The 18,533-nt window shown below is 34.7% G+C and carries 24 protein-coding genes and 2 pseudogenes; all 26 read right to left on the reverse strand.

The window, feature by feature from the left end; genetic code table 11:
- Positions 1-95: 95 nt before the first annotated feature.
- Positions 96-464 (reverse strand): hypothetical protein, encoded by a 369-nt coding sequence (locus IPJ53_17740; GenBank protein MBK7800940.1) that lies wholly within the window; start codon positions 462-464, stop codon positions 96-98.
- A gap of 176 nt (positions 465-640) precedes the next feature.
- Entirely contained in the window at positions 641-1,621 is a 981-nt protein-coding gene (locus IPJ53_17745) for a hypothetical protein (GenBank protein MBK7800941.1), read from the reverse strand.
- A 35-nt stretch (positions 1,622-1,656) separates the two neighbouring features.
- Positions 1,657-1,824 carry a hypothetical protein gene (locus IPJ53_17750; protein ID MBK7800942.1) on the reverse strand — a complete coding sequence of 56 codons (168 nt, stop codon included), beginning with the start codon at positions 1,822-1,824 and terminating at the stop codon, positions 1,657-1,659.
- A 14-nt stretch (positions 1,825-1,838) separates the two neighbouring features.
- Positions 1,839-2,978 (reverse strand): beta-lactamase family protein, encoded by a 1,140-nt coding sequence (locus IPJ53_17755; protein ID MBK7800943.1) that lies wholly within the window; start codon positions 2,976-2,978, stop codon positions 1,839-1,841.
- 201 nt (positions 2,979-3,179) lie between these two features.
- Positions 3,180-3,698, reverse strand: a complete 519-nt coding sequence (locus IPJ53_17760) for a GNAT family N-acetyltransferase (protein MBK7800944.1) — start codon at positions 3,696-3,698, stop codon at positions 3,180-3,182.
- A gap of 195 nt (positions 3,699-3,893) precedes the next feature.
- Positions 3,894-4,250, reverse strand: a complete 357-nt coding sequence (locus IPJ53_17765; protein ID MBK7800945.1) for a helix-turn-helix domain-containing protein — start codon at positions 4,248-4,250, stop codon at positions 3,894-3,896.
- A gap of 1 nt (position 4,251) precedes the next feature.
- Positions 4,252-4,545 (reverse strand): type II toxin-antitoxin system HigB family toxin, encoded by a 294-nt coding sequence (locus IPJ53_17770; protein MBK7800946.1) that lies wholly within the window; start codon positions 4,543-4,545, stop codon positions 4,252-4,254.
- A 209-nt stretch (positions 4,546-4,754) separates the two neighbouring features.
- A complete protein-coding gene (locus tag IPJ53_17775) occupies positions 4,755-5,675 on the reverse strand; it encodes a hypothetical protein (protein ID MBK7800947.1) in 921 nt (306 codons plus the stop codon).
- A gap of 19 nt (positions 5,676-5,694) precedes the next feature.
- Positions 5,695-5,865, reverse strand: coding sequence for a hypothetical protein (locus IPJ53_17780; GenBank protein ID MBK7800948.1), 171 nt, complete (start codon positions 5,863-5,865; stop codon positions 5,695-5,697).
- A gap of 250 nt (positions 5,866-6,115) precedes the next feature.
- Positions 6,116-6,556 carry a hypothetical protein gene (locus tag IPJ53_17785; protein ID MBK7800949.1) on the reverse strand — a complete coding sequence of 147 codons (441 nt, stop codon included), beginning with the start codon at positions 6,554-6,556 and terminating at the stop codon, positions 6,116-6,118.
- 37 nt (positions 6,557-6,593) lie between these two features.
- Positions 6,594-6,743 (reverse strand): hypothetical protein, encoded by a 150-nt coding sequence (locus tag IPJ53_17790; protein ID MBK7800950.1) that lies wholly within the window; start codon positions 6,741-6,743, stop codon positions 6,594-6,596.
- Entirely contained in the window at positions 6,740-7,786 is a 1,047-nt protein-coding gene (locus IPJ53_17795) for a hypothetical protein (GenBank protein ID MBK7800951.1), read from the reverse strand. Before IPJ53_17795 ends, IPJ53_17790 begins: the two co-directional genes overlap by 4 nt.
- 135 nt (positions 7,787-7,921) lie before the next feature.
- Positions 7,922-8,653, reverse strand: a complete 732-nt coding sequence (locus IPJ53_17800; protein ID MBK7800952.1) for a hypothetical protein — start codon at positions 8,651-8,653, stop codon at positions 7,922-7,924.
- 14 nt (positions 8,654-8,667) lie between these two features.
- On the reverse strand, positions 8,668-8,826 hold the full coding sequence (locus IPJ53_17805) for a hypothetical protein (protein ID MBK7800953.1): 159 nt from the start codon (positions 8,824-8,826) through the stop codon (positions 8,668-8,670).
- Positions 8,823-9,353: an RDD family protein gene (locus tag IPJ53_17810; GenBank protein ID MBK7800954.1), complete on the reverse strand. Its 531-nt coding sequence runs from the start codon at positions 9,351-9,353 to the stop codon at positions 8,823-8,825. Before IPJ53_17810 ends, IPJ53_17805 begins: the two co-directional genes overlap by 4 nt.
- A gap of 144 nt (positions 9,354-9,497) precedes the next feature.
- Positions 9,498-9,728: a type II toxin-antitoxin system HicA family toxin gene (locus tag IPJ53_17815; protein ID MBK7800955.1), complete on the reverse strand. Its 231-nt coding sequence runs from the start codon at positions 9,726-9,728 to the stop codon at positions 9,498-9,500.
- Entirely contained in the window at positions 9,728-9,952 is a 225-nt protein-coding gene (locus IPJ53_17820) for a DUF1902 domain-containing protein (protein MBK7800956.1), read from the reverse strand. Before IPJ53_17820 ends, IPJ53_17815 begins: the two co-directional genes overlap by 1 nt.
- A 221-nt stretch (positions 9,953-10,173) precedes the next feature.
- Positions 10,174-10,683 carry a hypothetical protein gene (locus IPJ53_17825; protein ID MBK7800957.1) on the reverse strand — a complete coding sequence of 170 codons (510 nt, stop codon included), beginning with the start codon at positions 10,681-10,683 and terminating at the stop codon, positions 10,174-10,176.
- 217 nt (positions 10,684-10,900) lie between these two features.
- The gene (locus IPJ53_17830; GenBank protein ID MBK7800958.1) at positions 10,901-11,971 is read right to left on the reverse strand and encodes a serine hydrolase; all 1,071 of its coding nucleotides are present in this window, start codon (positions 11,969-11,971) and stop codon (positions 10,901-10,903) included.
- 202 nt (positions 11,972-12,173) lie between these two features.
- A complete protein-coding gene (locus tag IPJ53_17835; protein MBK7800959.1) occupies positions 12,174-12,629 on the reverse strand; it encodes a hypothetical protein in 456 nt (151 codons plus the stop codon).
- A gap of 151 nt (positions 12,630-12,780) precedes the next feature.
- Positions 12,781-13,506, reverse strand: coding sequence for a CPBP family intramembrane metalloprotease (locus IPJ53_17840; protein MBK7800960.1), 726 nt, complete (start codon positions 13,504-13,506; stop codon positions 12,781-12,783).
- A 193-nt stretch (positions 13,507-13,699) separates the two neighbouring features.
- Positions 13,700-14,055: pseudogene (locus IPJ53_17845) on the reverse strand (helix-turn-helix domain-containing protein).
- Between the two features lies 1 nt (position 14,056).
- Positions 14,057-14,350, reverse strand: a complete 294-nt coding sequence (locus tag IPJ53_17850) for a type II toxin-antitoxin system HigB family toxin (protein ID MBK7800961.1) — start codon at positions 14,348-14,350, stop codon at positions 14,057-14,059.
- A gap of 220 nt (positions 14,351-14,570) precedes the next feature.
- Positions 14,571-15,440, reverse strand: a complete 870-nt coding sequence (locus IPJ53_17855; GenBank protein MBK7800962.1) for a Bpu10I family restriction endonuclease — start codon at positions 15,438-15,440, stop codon at positions 14,571-14,573.
- A complete protein-coding gene (locus IPJ53_17860; GenBank protein MBK7800963.1) occupies positions 15,416-16,636 on the reverse strand; it encodes a DNA cytosine methyltransferase in 1,221 nt (406 codons plus the stop codon). Before IPJ53_17860 ends, IPJ53_17855 begins: the two co-directional genes overlap by 25 nt.
- Positions 16,637-16,942: 306 nt before the next feature.
- Positions 16,943-18,403 (reverse strand): annotated as a pseudogene (locus IPJ53_17865) (IS1182 family transposase).
- Positions 18,404-18,533 lie beyond the last annotated feature (130 nt).

The raw sequence follows: 18,533 nt of genomic DNA on the forward strand, positions 1-18,533 counted from the left end.
AGAAAGAAAAGACGATTGAAAAGCTACTCAGACCTGCTTGCTTTTAGCGGCTGTTATGCACAGTGCCTTACACATTGAGATGTCTTTTTTGAGATTTATTTTCTCCGCTTCATGATAAAAATTACACCAGAGGTTCCTCCAGATCCAGTTCCTTGAAAGCTACTGCCTTCTTCTAAAGTAAGTGTCTCCACTAATTCATATTCATTTTCAACCATGTAGTTTAAAATGGCCGCATACGACTTTCTATTAGTTAACACATCTGAATATTCTTCCCTTAATTTTATTTGTTCGGGAGAGTCGCCAAGGTCAACAATTATTTTGAGTTTTTTGGAAAACAACTTACCAGAAACAGAGATATAGGCATATGAAAATGCCTGACCTTTCTCTTTATCCGTCTGATTAACTTGCGAGAAGGCTGTAAAACTAATTGCGGTGATTAACGCAAGTAATAGAAATTTTTTCATGTCAAATATCATTTTTGGTTGTCTTTCTAGGCATTGTGCATAACGGTTTGGGGCTTTGCGCAGTGGGGGATTTTGGAAAACTAAATTGTCTGCCAGCACGAATTTACAATAAAAGCACATAATTTCAATGAACAATGTTAGCCCCCATTGCGCCATTCGTGTGTTAGCAGAGGTTTTTATTTCCGTTTCGTCTTTTCTTCAAGTTTTGGTAAGTCCATTTTATATTGTTCAACGTCCCACTTTATTTGCCAACGACTTACATAATCTGATAAAGGTCCAAGTCCAACTTCGGCTCTTCGCTTGTCGACATTGTCAGGGTCTTCTAATGGTGAAACATAATAAATCTTTGTTTCGGGGTCACGCCCAATTTGACTTCCATAAATTTGTCGTTTCCCTTGTCCTAAAGCAACTCTGTCTTCGAGAAGTGCCAAACTACTACCTTGTGCTTTACTATTTTTTACTGCTTCTCTCATCATTGGTAAATACTTTTCTTGTGTTGATTGGTCAGAATGTTGGATTACAAGAAACAAAGTTGAGTTTCCTTGTCCACCAACAACGTCTGCACCCAACCAACCATATTTGTCAAGTATAGATTTTACTTTTATTAAATTTATAGAATCCTTTTCGTTTATGATTTTCCAATGGTCTTTCATTTCTTTTGATTCCCAACCATATTTTTTTTCTATTCCATCAATTTGTTTTCTATATGTTTGGTCTTCAATATAAATACTGTCAAGTATTGCAACTAAAGGTTTGTTCAAGCTGACTTCTGCCTTGTCTTTGTTTTGCTTAATTTTTTCAATTAAAGGTTTCCAGCGATTGTCGTTGTGTAATGAGTTTAGGTCTGGGTCGGTTGTTATGTGTCCGTAATTGGTGTAATTTGATTTGGTCGCAATTCTGTCAAGTTGAAAAAAGGCACTGTCTGGAACAGCTGCCAATGCCCAAGAGCAAGCAGCATTATATCTATCGTTTGACAATCCTTTCCAACCATTTGCTTTAAATGCGTCAGAGTATTTGTTTGCCGAACTCCTAAAATCTTTTGCGTTGTAAAGTGAGTCCGCTTTTTTTACAAGGTCAAAATATTCTTGCGGAATGTTCTGCCCAAAAGTCAAAAGTGTCGATAAGAAAAATGCTAAAATTAATGCTTTCTGTTTCATAAATTTAATGTTACGTTGTCTGTTTAAAATCTCTGCTAACGTTTTGCAGATTTGCGATGGGCGGGACTTTTACCACTAATGTTTATGCGGGGCACAAAACTTTCGGCTATCACAAAACTGTCTGCGGAGCACGAAACCCCGCCTATTGCAAATGTGCTGTTAGCGGCTGCTCTACTTCTCTGTATGAAAGTCGGTTGTTTCATGTTTTGCACTTTCTTTAATTTTTCCACTCGCCTCTAAATAAACTGATAATGTCAAACGGAATTTTATTCCAAACTATTTGCTCTGCATACATTCCATTACTTAAAACAGTTATTCCAAAGTTGTGTTCTGGAAAAACCATTAGTGTCGTTGAAAAACCAGGATTACCTCCAACGTGCCAATAATATTTTCCTAAGTCTTCAGAATTAGTAATCCACCAACCAAGTCCAATTGATACATTTTTGTTTTGAGGAGCAACATTTCTTGGAGTCCACATATTTTGCAAAGTGCTGTTCTGCAGAACACCATTGGATGTGATGGGATTATTGTAAATGTTCAAATTGTGCATTATCCAGTTACACAAGTCAATGGAGCATGAATTTAAATTAGCACTTGGAGAATGCTCGACATTTTCGGAATACATACCCCCAACTTTAACAACCTTTCCTTTTAGAATATGAGGGGAACTTCTTCTGTCAATTGGAATTACAGTGTAGTCAAAAAAACTAGATGGCATATTAGCCTTTTCTAAAATACTGTCCGTTATATAATCTTGGTATTGTATGCCAGAAATTTTTTGAACCAAATAACCTAAGATGTCATAAGCAGAATTGCTATAAGTTTCTGTTGCATTAAATTTTGTCCCCGGAGCAAAGTCAAGAATTTTGTTGTCTAAACTGTAAACCAATTTTCGGAGGGAACTACTATCGTTTGGTGAATGGTTTAACTCCATATCCCAATGTAACCCAGAAGTATGGGTAAGCAAGTGTTCTATTGTAATGTCTTTGTATCGTTTGTCTTTCATTTTAAAGTCCGGTAAATAGAAAATTAGTTTTTTACTTATATCTATTTTACCCTGCTCGGACAGTTGCATAATTGCAGTTGCCGTAAAGAGTTTTGTAACAGAGCAGGTGAGGAAATTTGTCAAGCTGTCTATTGCCTTTACTTTGTTGATTTCGGCTGTGCCGTAACCTTTTGTCAGATAAATTTTGCCGTCCTTAACAATGCCAATAGAAACACCAACCATTTTATTAGTAGTCATGTAAGCGGTCACGATACTGTCAATTTTGTTTATAGCAATTGTCTGTGTAATTTGTCCGATTGAGGAAAGGAAGAAAAGTGATGGTGCTAAAATTGTCAGTATAGATTTTGTCATTTTGTTCATTTCTTGTCTGTCGGTTGATGTTTGCACTGTCACGCTAAAGAGTTGCCGCTAACGGTTTCGGGCTTGGCGAAGGTGGCGATTTTCACCACAAACCTGCCTGCCGGCATGCAGGTGTTGATGCGGAGAAACAAACTTTGATTAACCACAAATGTGTCTGCTGAGCACTGAACCGCCACTTTTGCCAAACCTGTGTTAGCGTTCCCTTTTTAATTCCCATCGCCAAATTAATCCATCTTCAGGATCAAATATTTCCGATACTTTGTCAAATCCTAACCTTTTTAAAATATTTGTCGAAGCGTTTTCTGAAGGTAATGTATGGGCAATTATCATTTTCACATTGTCAAACTTAAATGCATTTGATACAAGTCCTTTCGCTATTTCTGTACCAAGTCCTTTTTGCCTATATTCTGAAATTACTTCATAACCAATTTCTACATTTCCTACTGATGTAGGGATGCCCTTATAGCCACAGCTTCCAATTAGTCTTTTATCGTCTTTATGAATTGGAAAATATGTCCACCACCCATTCTCGTATTCATTTTGAGATATCTTTGTCAAAGAATATTCTATGGGTGCTAAGCCAAATTCTGTCCACGGTTCGCTAACTGAAGCATTTAAGTTGTTTGAAAGAAAGGCTGCTCCCCTTATTGCACTGGCCAATATTTTTTTATTGCCCGAAATAAGTATTAAATTTTTTGTCTCAATCTTCATAAAAATTATGCAGCTTGTTTTATTTGTCCAGCCTGACCGCTAACGGCCAGGTACTTGTGACGTGCCGCCACTAGTACGGAAGCCAAAAGCAAGAGATAGTTTTTTCATTTGAAGCAAAAAGTGAAAATCTTAGATTCTTGGCGGCATGATCGCAAGTACAGTGTTAGTAGCCGCAATATACCTTTCACAATTTATTTAGTAAGGTTTTATCAATACTTCGCTTGGAATATTTAGAGTTTCAGTAAGCTTTCTAATCATTTCTAAAGCTAGCTTTCGCTTTTTATTCAAGATTTCACTCGCCCTACTTTTTTGCCCAACAATTTTTGCAAGCTCATTTTGATCCATTCCCATTTGTTCCATTCTGAACTTAATGGCTTCAATAGGTTCAGGAGAATCAATAGGAAAATTTTCTCTTTCATAGTTATCTACTAATATGCTTAATATTTCTAGTTCATTTCCAGTAAGCGAACCTTTTTTAGAATCGAATATTTCGTCAATTCTTTTCATTGCACTTTGATAATCTTTCTTTGTATGGATTGGATTTATTTTCATATTAAAATTTTGTAACATCAATTTTATCATATTGCTTATGCGTTCCAATAAACCTGATATAAGTTAATTGATACTCAATATTTATCCGGACAAGCAACCTATAGTTATTTCCTTTGATATTGAATACAGCTCTATTATAAGAAATAATGCTCATGCTTGGAAATTGCTTTTTGAGTTCATTCATATTCTTCCATCTCTTTGCATATATCTCTCTGTACCAAGACTTTAGAGGCTGTTCGCTATCTGGATATTTAGTCCAAAAATCCTTTAACGCCTTTCTCGCAATGACTCGCAAATTAAATCTTTATGCGAATTTACAAAATGTTCCCAAAATGGGAAATTAAATTTTGGTTCTGATATGGCTACTAACGTTTTCGGGCTTGGCGTTGTGGCGGAATTATAGCACAAAAGCTCAATAGAATCCATGATGTTGAGCCTTGCAGAAATGTTTCATAGAAGCACTTCAGCCGCCATATTGCCAAACCGATGTTATGTGCCGATTTTCTATTGGTCAAAATAGGTGTCGTTGAACAGTACGTTCAACTGACTCGCGTTAACTAGTTCTTTCTTGATTTTGCTTTTCATATCAAACAGCAATAGATTGGCTTCTGCATCTAAATATACTATTTTTTTTATCGCTGCATTATATTTGAATTGGGTTGTGCTTATTCCTTCAACTCTTTGCTTGTGGCTTCCATCTATTCTCATCGTCATTAGGTTGTCAGGGGATTGATTGTAGATTATTGTCTTTTTGTTCAGCCAAAAAGGAGAAAAATTATGTGTCATTGTATCATTCGTGAGGTTGGTATGAAAACTTCCATTTTTATCTGTCAAATAGATTTGATCGCGTTTATCACCCTTCTCGGAAGTATAGACTACCTTCTCATTCGAGGTATTCCAAGTTGGACTATAACGTTTGAAACCGCTATTTTCTGTAATCTGCTTTATCGTTTTGGTTGGAATATTGTAAGTACAGATTTCAACTTTAGCCTTTGCTCCTCTGCCTGTTTGAATATTATAAATTAGATTCTTGCTATCAGGTGACCAATTGACAGCATACTTCCTAAGTGTATCACCAACTAAAAGTATGTCTTTTTTTGTGGAAAAATTATAAAGATAAATCTGGTCTTTATCAATAACTCGTTTGATGTAAGCAACCAAATTTCCATCTGGAGACACTGCTAATCCTCCACCATCAATCGGCAATAACGCTATAGTTTCGGATTTGATGTCAAATATAAATTTCTTTAGTCCCGGAGGTGTTTTTTCAGTCTTGTCAATTTTTACGACATTCAAAATGATGAACATTCCATTGGGCATCCAAGTGAAAGCCGTAATTCTTTTCTCGAATAATGAATCCTTCTCTTGGGCAAAAAGGAAGTTGCCAATAAAGAAAAATACTATAAAACTTGATATTGTTTTCATGAATTAAATTTTACGTCTCTTAAATTGGAACATAACGTTTTGCAGATTGTCGATGGGCGGGCTTTTCAGCACAAAAGTTTGTTCGGAGAACTGAACTTTCGGCTACCACAAAACTGTCAAGCGGAGACGAAACCCCGCCTATTGCCAATGTGCTGTTAGCTGTAGTGTTTTTCTGTCCCGTTGGTTTCATTTTTCCAAGTTTTATCTATGATAAACATTGCTACAAAAATAATTGTCAAGTCAATTACAAAGGTTTTTGTCCAGTTAGTGTTACTACCAATATTCATAATTGAGTGAATTCCGGCTGTTGTTAAAAATGATTTTGTTGCTTCTACAAACTTTGAAATTAAAAATGAACCGCCAACTATCATTACAAAGAGGCTAAGAGGATCTATATTATGTCCAAATGGGATATGCCAAAACCACCAAAGCAGTCCAAGCTATATATAATTCTTAAAGCGTCCTAAGGGTCTTAAAGCATTAATTAAATACCCTCTCCAAAATATTTCTTCTGTCAAAGCATAAATTAGAAAAATAAGCGATATTAAGAACCCAAATAAATTTGGGTTTATGTTATTGTCATTTTGAAGTCCAGAAATTGTAAAAACTAACATTGGAACTAAAGAAATAATAATGTTCTTGTTTCTGTGATGTCCAAGGAATGTAACTTCTTTAACAATTGTCTTGTCAAGTTTCAGTGCCAATAATCCTACAAATAATGTTGCAAGTCCAGCTGGTAGAAAAGTACTTTTATAAAATATAGTTCCTTCTGTCAACCTATGATGTAAGTCTTCGGTCAAGAAAGCGTTGAATGGAAATGCAAGAATTATTGCAAGTCCATAAAAACTTAAAACGTATTTCCAATTTATTTTTCCTGTCATAATTTTCGGTTTTGTGAGTTGTTGTCCAACATTACAGCTAACGTTTTGCGGCTTGGCGAAGGTGGCGATTTTCACCACTAAACTTGATGCGGAGAATCAATGTTTGATTAATCACAAAACTGTCTGCGGAGAACGGAACCGCCACTTTTACCAAACCCGTGTTAGCGGCTGCTCTTTTTTCTTTCATTTAGGTATATATTTTTCAAAGGTGTCTCCGTTAAACTTAAATACTCCGTTGTCAGGTGTTCCAAGCCACAAGTTTCCTTGTTTGTCTTTATACATTGAAATCAAATTTACTTCTTTTTTGTCTTCTATGACCTTATAGTTTGTAATAGTTTTTCCATCATATTTATATACACCTTGGCTCCAAGTTGTTAACCAAATATTTCCTTTGTTGTCTTCTACAATGTGGGAATAATAAACGTATTTATCACCGTCAAATATTTTTTCGTTTCCAATACCTTCCGTTTTTCTGTATTGAAGTATGTCGCTTTTTGCTGTCTTCTCGTAATCGAAAATATACTTATGCCAAGTGTTACAAATCCAAAAACTGCCTTCCTTGTCTTCAAAAATAGAACGAATACCAAAAGTTCCGCCATTTGGTACATAGGTCAAATCGTCTTCATACATCCATTTTACTGTTTGTCCATCAAAACGACAAGCTCCAAAAACAGAAGTGCCAAACCACATTGCACCTTTTCTGTCTTTATAAATGGAATACACTTCATAAGGACTAAAAAAAGAATTGATAATTCGTGGATAAATTTCATCGTGAAGATAGTGCTTGGGAAATTCCAAATTATATAAATATTTCCCATCATATCGATAAGCACCTTCATGTTTTTTGCCTAATATATTAAACCATAAATCATTTTCTTCTAATTTCCATTCTTTACTTTTGATTGGTTGCAAAGTAGTAAATGTCTTTCCGTCAAACTTGTTGATACCATCAAAAGTTGAAATAAATATATTCCCAAATTTGTCTTCTTGAATTTGTCTTATAGTGTCGTTGGCAAGTCCATCTTTTGTTGTGAAATTGACTATCGTTTTTCCGTCATAACGATACACACCTTCGCCATTACTACTAAACCAATAGTTGTTTTTTGTGTCTTGAAAAATATACCATAAATGTTTGCTAAGTTTATTTACAGATTTTCCAATAGTCTTTTGTCCGTTACACGAAGTGAATAATGTAAGTAATGTAAAAAATAAAATTAAGTTCTTCTTCATTGTCTGATTATTCAATGTTTACGGTGTCTCGGTAGAGTTGCCACCAACGTTAAGTATATGTGGAGTGCGACCGTTTGGGGAGCATTATCGCATATACATTGTTGTGCTCTCGTTATTTTTCTTAAAACTTTATCATTAGTTGCTTAAAGTAAGAATATGCCTTTCAATTTGGGCTAGAAGGGAATTGACATCTTTGTGGACCGTTTTATATTGCTTCAGCATAAAGTTTCGGATAAAGAGATTCATCTTAAGGGTTTCCTGAAATTTCCGATTATCCATCAATGCCTCATGACTTACTGGCTCAAGAGAAACCCAAAATTGCTCTATGTTGATCAAGTCAAGGAACTGTGGATAAAAGGTATTCCATTGATGACCATCGTCCACTCCTTTTGTCACATTTTCCAGGTAGCTATACTTGACTGTATACAGGTTAGAGATTGAATTTCTGAGTGAATCGTTAGAAACTAGATCCATTCCTACAGATTTAAGATTCTCCCAGGCCGCAGTGTTGTTACTTAATTGAAAATTGCCAATAATGTTTCCGTAGTATGGCTTTAAGGAATCATGCATCGGCACCCTCTCTTGCAATGCTTTCAAGATGATCTCGTTGGCTTGTATTCGCTTAGCACTCCCTTTGATGTTAAAATCGAGATCTTTAATGTCTATTTGAAGATTCTGACGCATTTCAGTGAGCAGGGTAAGCTCCTTCTGACGTTGGTTTTTACTGTCGTTGGCGTTATTGATGGAAAGTGCAATCAAAATTCCAATAACTATTAGTACAATTTCGCCAAACGCATATATTAGATATTTGTTGAACTTGCTTTCAGATAGCAATTTTTGTTTAATTTTATTAAAGAATTTTATCATTGGTTAGCTGTTAGTTATAATGGAGCACAACGTTTTGCAGCTACCCGAAGGGCGGGACTTTTACCACAAAACTTGATTTGAAAAACTAATGTTTGATTAACCACAAAACTGTCTTTGGAACACGAAACCCCGCCTATTGGAAATGTGCTGTTAGCAGCAGGTATTTTATTCATACCAGAGGGTATTTTGTTCTATACACAATTTTTGTCTTTGAAATTTTGTCATAAATACTACTTTCTCCTTTACTAATTAATATGGTAACAAAATATCCAAGTACAAATACTTGAGGGAGAATTAAAATAACCCAAGTCCAAAGTGGAGTTTCAATTCCATTTGAAGTATAATATATTGTCCAATGAATTCCTGTGTGAGCAAGTTCCCAAGGAAGGAATTTCAGAATATTTCTTAGCAAGATATTCTTGGCTGATTTATTTTGGTCTGTCAGTACGATTAACTTTTGTAGTTTTTTACCAACTGTCCCTCTCCAGCTACTTATGTCTGTTAAATACGAATATGTAACTACTGGGAATGTTAGTGTCAAAAAACCAATCAACTGTCCAATAATTGGATTATTACCAGGTTTCCATACGAAAATAGAGAAAAATAAATTTGCAACTAAGAAAAGTAATGTCGCATATCCGGCTATAATTCCATAGTCTATAATACATGCTAAAATTCTATGTTTGAGAGTTTTTGTCATATAATTGCTGCTAACGTTTCTGAGATTGATGCAGGCAGAGCATTTTCGATAGTGGACTAAAGTGAAAAGCTGTAGCCAAAACTAAAACCAAATCTTGAATGAAAATTGATTGCTCTGCTTGCATCAATCTCATGTTATAGGGCGTTACTTTTTTGAGCCTAGGAAGGTTTCAGTATTAATATTAGCTTGTTTTAAAATTGCTGAAAGAGTTCCTTCTGGTATATCTCCTGTGTGATTAGGAATTGTAGTGTACTTGTTTGTAACTGGGTTGTGCCAGATTTCATGGCTACCAGCGGCTTGTCTATGAAATTCAAACCCTAATTTTTTGAGCTTTTTTACTATATCTCTGTAGCTAAAACCACCTAACCTTCCCATTAAAAAGAAATAACAAGAGGATAGTCAAAGCTATCTTTTAAAATTTCCACGTTATTATTTGTCAAGTTTTGTGATTCAATTAATTTTTTGCACACATCTCTTGCAATTTCCATTGTTTCTGTAATTGTTCTTCCTTGGGCAACCAAGCCTTGAATATCATTAGATGTTGCCAAATAAAGACCTTCCGGCAATTTTTCTATATGAATTTTAATTGTTCCTTCCATACTAATAGCAAAGATAATAATTTAACCAATAATAATTCTGTTCCCGTAATGCCCTATAACGGATTTGGCATAGACGCTGCACCGCCAAACCAATTGCAGCCAAAAATAAGGAATTACTTTTTCATTACTAGAAAAAATTAAAAGAGAATGAATTTAGATGCAAGGCGGTGTAGTGTCTATGCCGTGTTACAGGGCGTTTTTTATACAGACTCATTTAGTACTTAAATACCTTCAATACCAGTTGAACAAATAACTAAGTGACTCTTGCTTTCATCGATGTTATCTAAAAGTCTCCAGAATTCATTCTCTGATTTACTTGAGATGTTGGGGAAAATAGTTAATTTTAAGTTATCCTTAAATTGTAAAATTAATCCTCCAAATGAATCAATAATCGCAGTTTCGATTAAAAGATTATTTTTACTTAATAATTTATTAATTTTTACGTCTCTCAAATTTGCATTTTTTACATCCCAATTGAAATTTGAATCATATTCGGCCGTTTCGTCCGATTGCTCATATAGATCATTACTACCAATAAGAATTTGACTTTCATTCGTAAATCTCCATGGAGCTTGAATATGTAGACTAAATTCATTTTCGATATTTATTTGATTTTTGCTATCAGCTAAATTAAATGTCCCGATCGTAAAACATTGCATGTCTACCACTCTGTTTGTATGATTTATCCTTAGCCCAATTAGTTTTTCTAATAATTTATTTACTTCTTGCAAGATAATATATTTTTAAATGCCCTGTAACGTTTTGCAGCTACCAGTAGTGCGGTTTGAAACCGTTGTCTACCGAAATGCTACTAACAATGATACAATGTTTAATAGACTTTTGCAAAGAAAAATAAATGTCTTTCGCGAAGCGACCTTGTTTGCAAAAGATTTGTTGTCTGCCCGCATTACTGGTAGGTGCTGTTATGGGCAGGTTTTCTTCTTGCTGCTATTTGTCTTTGTCATAACACCATACTGCAAGTTGTAGTAAACGATACCTTGCATTACTTGGTGTCTCCCTTTGATAATTATCCTTTGTTTTGAAAACTACAACTGCGTCAATTGCTGGAAATATTGATATAGTTTGTCCCCAATGCCCTAATGCTGAATAACCGCCTTTAAAACGATTGTCTGTTATATTTTGCCACAACCACCAATAAAGTCCGTAGCCAAATGAATAATCTTTACCTCTAAAAATCGGTATGTTCTTGTCTACTTCTGTATAAGATGTAATTGGATTTATCATTTCTTGTACCCACTTTTCATCTATTATTTGTTTGTCCATCCATTTACCTTTGTTGAGCATCAGTAAACCAACTCTTGCCATATCTCTTGTTGAAAAGAACATAGGATATGCTGGAAAATAAGAACGGGTAGAATCGCCTTCCTTTTTTTGCAATTCTCTTTTCCAATCCTGCATCATTAAAGGTTTAGCTAACTGTTTTTCAATTTCACCATAAATAGTTTGTCCTGTTTCTTTTTCAAAAATATAGCCTGCCACATTAAAGTCCCAATTGCTGTATAGCCAATAACTACCTGATTTTACACTTCCTCTTTTAGGGGCAAGGTCTAAAAAGTCACCTGGATAACTTGCTTGATGAAAAACACCTGACCTTGCTTCAAGAATATCTTTTATTGTCGCCTCTTTTTCAATTGGCAGCAAGCCGCCAACATCATCAATTTTTAAATCGTTTAGGGTTTTATTCAGATTTATTTTTCCTGACTTAACATACTTTCCGTACAACATTGCTAAAATACTTTTTCTACAAGAGGCGATATAGGAATTCTCAACAACATCTCCGAATTCAAAGACAACTGAGCCTTTATGAATTATCATCATTCCTGTTATTTGTGTACTGTCAATAACAAATTTTCTTAGGCTTTTAAATTTTGCAGTGTCCCAACCATTTTTTTCAGGTTGTGAGTTGTACTCCCAACTTGTCCTTGGGAATTGCTGTGCGATAAGTTTTGTCTGTGAGAATAGAAAAACAATAATCAGTAAGCTTTGGAATTTTCTCATTTAGTTTCTATGCTTTTGGTGGTCGTATAAACTTGCCCATAACGTTTTTTGGCTTGGTGATGTGGCGGATTTTTAGCACAAAAGTTCAATATAATTACTGCTGTTGAACCTTGCACAAATGTTTCAAAGAAGCACTTCAGCCGCCATATTGCCAAACCGATGTTAGCGGGTCGGCTTTCTATAATAAGTATGAACTGGTTTACTATTTAACTTCAAAATCTAATTGTCTCCCTTCATTAAAAGCCTTTTTGTCCATACTTGAACCAACTCCAACTCCGATTGCCATACCTATCCCTATACCAATCGCTAACATTCCGAAATTTCCAATACTTAAACCAAATGCAACACCCATAGGTATTCCAAATGCTGACATACCTAAGACCATCCATAATTTTCTGTAATAATTTTTTGGTACGATTTTATGTTTTTTCTCTATCAATTTTATAATTCTATTTTCTATTTCTTTTGTCGCATTAACAAAATTTTTATCAATATCTGAAATAGAATTTAATTGTTCGATTTCGTGGTTTATTAAATCAACTGTCTCAGTTGGCAATTCTTTCACTTCTAAGGCATTTAAAAGTTTAACAAGTTGTTGATAAGCGTTAGATGCTTTTAAGTTTTCTGAAATGTTCTGTCTCTCGATTAGTTTCTTCATTTTTGTTTTTTTGTTTTAAGCTGCCCGCTAACGTTTTGCAGCTACCCGAAGGGCGGGACTTTTACCACAAAACTTGATTTGAAAAACTAATGTTTGATTAACCACAAAACTGTCTTTGGAACACAAAACCCCGCCTTTTGGGTAGGTGCTGTTAGCTGTAGTGTTTTTCTGTATCGTTGGTTTCATTTTTCCAAGTTTTGTCTATGATAAACATTGCAACGAAAATAATTGTCAAATCAACTAAAAACGTTCTTGTCCAGTCTGTATTGCTACCAATATTCATAATTGAGTGAATTCCTGCCGTGGTTAAAAAAGATTTTGTTGCTTCCACAAACTTTGCAATTAATAATGAACCACCAACTATCATTATAAAGAAACCAATAGGTTCTATATTATTTCCAAAAGGAATATGCCAAATCCACCAAAGTAGTCCAAGCAATACATAATTCTTTAAGCGACCTAGGGGTCTGAGGGCATTTATTAAATATCCTCTCCAAAATATTTCTTCCGTAAAGGCATAAATTAGAAAAGTTAGAGATATTATGAAGCCAAATAAATTCGGGTTTAGATTAATGTCATTTTGAAGTCCAGAAATTGTAAAAACTACCATTGGAACTAAAGAAATGATAATGTTCTTAATTCTACCTGGCCCAAGAAATGTAACTTCTTTTATTACGGTCTTGTCAAATCTAAGTGCTAATAATCCTACAAATAAGGTCACAAGTCCTGCTGGTAGAAAAGAACTTTTATAAAATATTGTACCTTCGGTCAACTTTTGGTGTATTTCTTTTGTCAAGAAAGCGTTGAATGGGTATGCAAGAATTACTGCAAGAACATAAAAACCTATAACGTATTTCCAATTTATTTTTTCTGTCATAATTTTTGATCTATTGAGTGGTCGTGGAACATTACAGCTAACGGCCAGGTACTTGCGACGTGCCGCCACTAGTACGGAAGCCAAAAGCAAGAGATAGTTTTTTCATTTGAAGCAAAAAGTGAAAATCTTAGATTCTTGGCGGCATGATCGCAAGTACAGTGTTAGTAGCCGCAATATACCTTTCACAATTTATTTAGTAAGGTTTTATCAATACTTCGCTTGGAATATTTAGAGTTTCAGTAAGCTTTCTAATCATTTCTAAGCTAGCTTTCGCTTTTTATTCAAGATTTCACTCGCCCTACTTTTTTGCCCAACAATTTTTGCAAGCTCATTTTGATCCATTCCCATTTGTTCCATTCTGAACTTAATGGCTTCAATAGGTTCAGGAGAATCAATAGGAAAATTTTCTCTTTCATAGTTATCTACTAATATGCTTAATATTTCTAGTTCATTTCCAGTAAGCGAACCTTTTTTAGAATCGAATATTTCGTCAATTCTTTTCATTGCACTTTGATAATCTTTCTTTGTATGGATTGGATTTATTTTCATATTAAAATTTTGTAACATCAATTTTATCATATTGCTTATGCGTTCCAATAAACCTGATATAAGTTAATTGATACTCAATATTTATCCGGACAAGCAACCTATAGTTATTTCCTTTGATATTGAATACAGCTCTATTATAAGAAATAATGCTCATGCTTGGAAATTGCTTTTTGAGTTCATTCATATTCTTCCATCTCTTTGCATATATCTCTCTGTACCAAGACTTTAGAGGCTGTTCGCTATCTGGATATTTAGTCCAAAAATCCTTTAACGCCTTTCTCGCAATGACTCGCAAATTAAATCTTTATGCAAATTTACAAAATGTTCCCAAAATGGGAAAATAAATTTTGGTTCTGATATGGCTACTAACGTTTTGCAGCTACCCGAAGGGCGGGACTTTTACCACAAAACTTGATTTGAAAAACTAATGTTTGATTAACTACTAAACTGTCTTTGGAACACGAAACCCCGCCTTTTGGGTAGGTGCTGTTACAGGCTGGCGTTCTTGTCAGTCATTACATTAAGTAACCCTTTTGAAGTCCGTAGTTTATTCCGCCTTCCCAGTCTGTAGTCAAGTGTTGTCGAACAGTTTCAAATAAATGTTGAACTACGTCAACATAAATTGGGTTCTTCTTATACTTTTCTGCATACCGAAATTCTCGGTCAGTATTTTTTTGTTTTCTGAGAACGTAGATTTGGTCAACCTTGAATTTTTTTAAATTCACCTGTTCAGCAAGTTTAAGCCACTCAGCAACTACGATGTAAATTGCATTTGGATTTCTATGTTTTAGATGTTCGGCAGCTGTAGAAGAACCTTCAAGCATTGTTTTGTCAAGATAGGTTTTACATTCAATTGCAACAGCTGGAATTTGCCAAGAATGCTCTTCAATTTCATTGCTTCCGTCACAATTCATTTTTGCAAGAATGTTCACGCCAATTATAAAGTCGTGATCTTTCTTTTCAACTTTAGCGTTCGGATTTAAAATCATTTCCTTGTAAGATGATGAATTGAAGAAAATATCTTTGAATGTATGCGCCTTGCCTAAAATTGCTGATTTTGAGAATTCAAAAACTAAATCACGAAATAGGTAGTAAATAAATTCTTCTAAAACTGATGAATGAAGATTTGAACGTGAGTCGAACTTCTCCGCGTACTTCTGCTGGTCAATAAATTCTTTGTAATCAGAAAAGAGTGCAACTCGCTGCTCAATTATTTCTAAATCTTTTTTATTTGAAACACTAAAAGGTCCCTTCAATTTTTCGTTTGCAGCATTCCATTTTTTATATTTTAATCGAATTTCAGATAAATATTTCTTAGATTCTTTATCAAGATATTTCCCTGTAGGTTTTTCTTTTTCTGTTAAATTGTCTCCGTGAACAAGCATTCTTTTTGTGATTTAATTGATAATTGAGAAAATAGGTTTTCTGCGATAGCTCTTGCCAGAAAAGGTGGAACAGCATTTCCAATTTGATTATATTGACAAAGATGTTTTTCTTCTTCTCTACCTTCTCTTTGCAATAGTTTATGACTTACAACTGTCGGTTTCCCTTTGAAAACATACCAGTCAGGGAAAGTTTGAATTCTTGCCCCTTCTCGGGGTGTAAAATTTCTGTTCTTAAATGGGTGAACAAAATTTGCATAGAATGATGCAGCAATTGTATGACAAGGTCTATCAGGGTGCATTTTTCTATTGTTTTGGTCGTAAAGCTTTTCAGAAAACTCCCCGTTACCATTTCTTTTAATAGGTCTTAAATGCTCAGGCACATCAGAAATGGAATCACCACAACTCATAGATTCAAATCTTTCAACCATTCTTTTTGAATGTTTCATGGCAACGTGGTTGTAAGCCTTTTTACTCTTACCTCTTAAATACTTTTGAAAGTCGTTTTTTGCAGAACAAGTATAATCCATTACTTCGGCACCTTCGCGAGCTTCTATTTGAGGCAAGTCTGAAATTGCGTCCCAAAGATTTGGTGTTTGTTTAAGATTGTCGTTAAACAAAGAATAGTAATTTTTGTCGGTTGTGTGTGTTGCTTGAGGAAACGGATTTTCTAAAGGCTCTTTAGATGCAATTACTACTAATCTTTTTCTGATTTGTGGAACACCGAAATCTGTTGCACTTAGAATTGTGTGATAAACGTTGTATCCTAAATTTTTCAATTCTTGAATAATAATATCAATTACCAATTCATTGTCTTTAGTTTTTGCCTTGATTAGATTAGGGACATTTTCCATAATCATAATTTTAGGGTCAAAAATTTTCCCAAGTCTAATAAATTCTTTGAATAGCGAATTTCTTGGGTCTGCTGGGTCGCCAGCCTTTCTATTTGCAATGGAATATCCTTGACAAGGTGGTCCTCCTAAAATAATATCGGGTTTGTCTTTAAATGTATTTAGCAGAAATTTTTCGTCATATTGTTGAATGTCGCCAACTAACACTGTTGATTCGGGATGATTAAATTTAAAGGTGTCTGCTGCCCATTGGTCATATTCAATTGCTCCAATAACATCATATTGTCCAGTCAAGTGAAAACCTAAACTGAACCCACCAGCACCTGCAAATGTGTCTAATACTTTCATTGGTTCAAAGTTAATAAATTAGTCCCCTGTTTTTTCATTTTTTCTCCGAAGTTTTCAAGATTCAGTTCTGTTATTGTGTCGGTTTGATGTTAACAATGTCGGTCTTTACGCTTGCCTGTAACGTCAGACTGTGAAAAAACTCTTTTTATTATTCATAATTTTATAAATGTGCTTCATAAAAGCTGTTTAGTTCATTTCGATGACTTTTGAGAGTACTAATTCTTAAGCTGCAAATTGAAATCTTGTAAATAATAATTGCTCTAATGTTCTTAAAATAGTCCGATTTAAAACAAAAATAGGGTCTTTCTTGTAAGGAGATACCCAATTTTTTAATTTTTCAATCAGCTCTGGGACGCCAAGTATGTTGAAACATCGCTTGATGTTGTAAACGAGCATAATGAGACTGTGTTCTCCATTGACTTTCTTCAGGCCTTTCAGATTGGTATAATAATATCCCCACTTTCTCTTTATTGTGCCGAACACATGTTCATTAATCTCTTGACGCTTGCGATACAATGATGCATTTTCTGTATATCGTTTATTATTGGCTTCCACTGCAGCAGCATATTCACTTCTCTCTATTTCTCTACCACCGCTTGCTCTTCCAGTACACAGATGCTTTACCGGACAGGTTTTGCAATCTGGTGTTCTATATTTTTTAAATTGATGACTCGTATTTCCTCTTCCGGATTTTTTATGCCATGTTCCGGTGGTACTTAATGTTCTTCCTTCGGGACAAGTATAAGTGTCAGTGTTTTCATGATAGATAAAATTAGTCACCACATAATCTGGAGTGGTTCCGTGTAGATTGCTGTTGACTATGGCCGAAGGTGCTACAATGGTTACAATTTTAGCATCTTCACATTGTTTAATTTCCTTACCATTATGATATCCCTTGTCTAGTAAAGCCACAAAACTTTCAAGCTGCAAATTTTCTTTGGCTTCAAGAGCTATGTCTGACATTGCATTTCTGTCATTTCGGTTTAAGGTATGAGTTGCTACAATCAATTTATGCTTTTCATCAACCGCTGTCTGTATATTGTAGCAAACTTCAACCACCTGACCTTGAACTAAAAGGGCCCTGGAATCAGGATCTGTTGTACTGACTTGAGGTTCTCCTGAAGATTTTAACTGATCTTGTAATACTTCGTATTTAATTTTATTCTTCTTTAGTCGCTCAATTTTATCTTGGATATTCGCCACTTTAATTGCATCTTCTTTAGTGTCATTTTGCTCAAGCTGCTTTAGATATTCATTGCTTTTTTCTTCAATAAAGGCAAGCTGTCTATCAATTTTTAATTGATTAAAATTATTTTTTTTACTATTGTGAGCCCTGGATTTAGTCCCATCTATAGCAATTGTTTGTCCACACACAAGGTCGATATCTTTAAGAAAAGCAACGAACAATTTGAATACATTCTTTAAAGCCAATGGATTGTCTTTTCTAAAATCGGAGATAGTGTGATAGTTTGGGGACAAACCTAGTGTTAACCATTTGAGTTCAATATTCCTGATGCATTCATTTTCAAGTCTGCGACTGCTACGCAATCCATTGAGGTAGCCGTATAGGTATATTTTTAAGAGTGTAGAAGATTCAAAACTTGGACGACCTTCGGTTTTTAATGTTTTGACTTCAAAACCAAGTTTCAAAAGGTCTAATTGCTCTACAAATGCATCAATAAATCGTACAGAATTATCTTTATCAATGGAATCTTCCAATGAACTCATTTGCAATTGCAATCTTGGTATTCCGGTTACATGATTCATAATATATAAAAATACAAATCAGTATTTATACAGCAAAGAAATTTAGTATTTATTTTTAAATTAGTTTTTTCACAACCTGACGTTTTGGGGCTTTGCGAAGGTGGGGAATTAGAAGTACAAATGTTCAATT

It is taken from the genome of Candidatus Vicinibacter affinis, from assembly GCA_016714365.1.
GTDB lineage: Bacteria > Bacteroidota > Bacteroidia > Chitinophagales > Saprospiraceae > Vicinibacter > Vicinibacter affinis.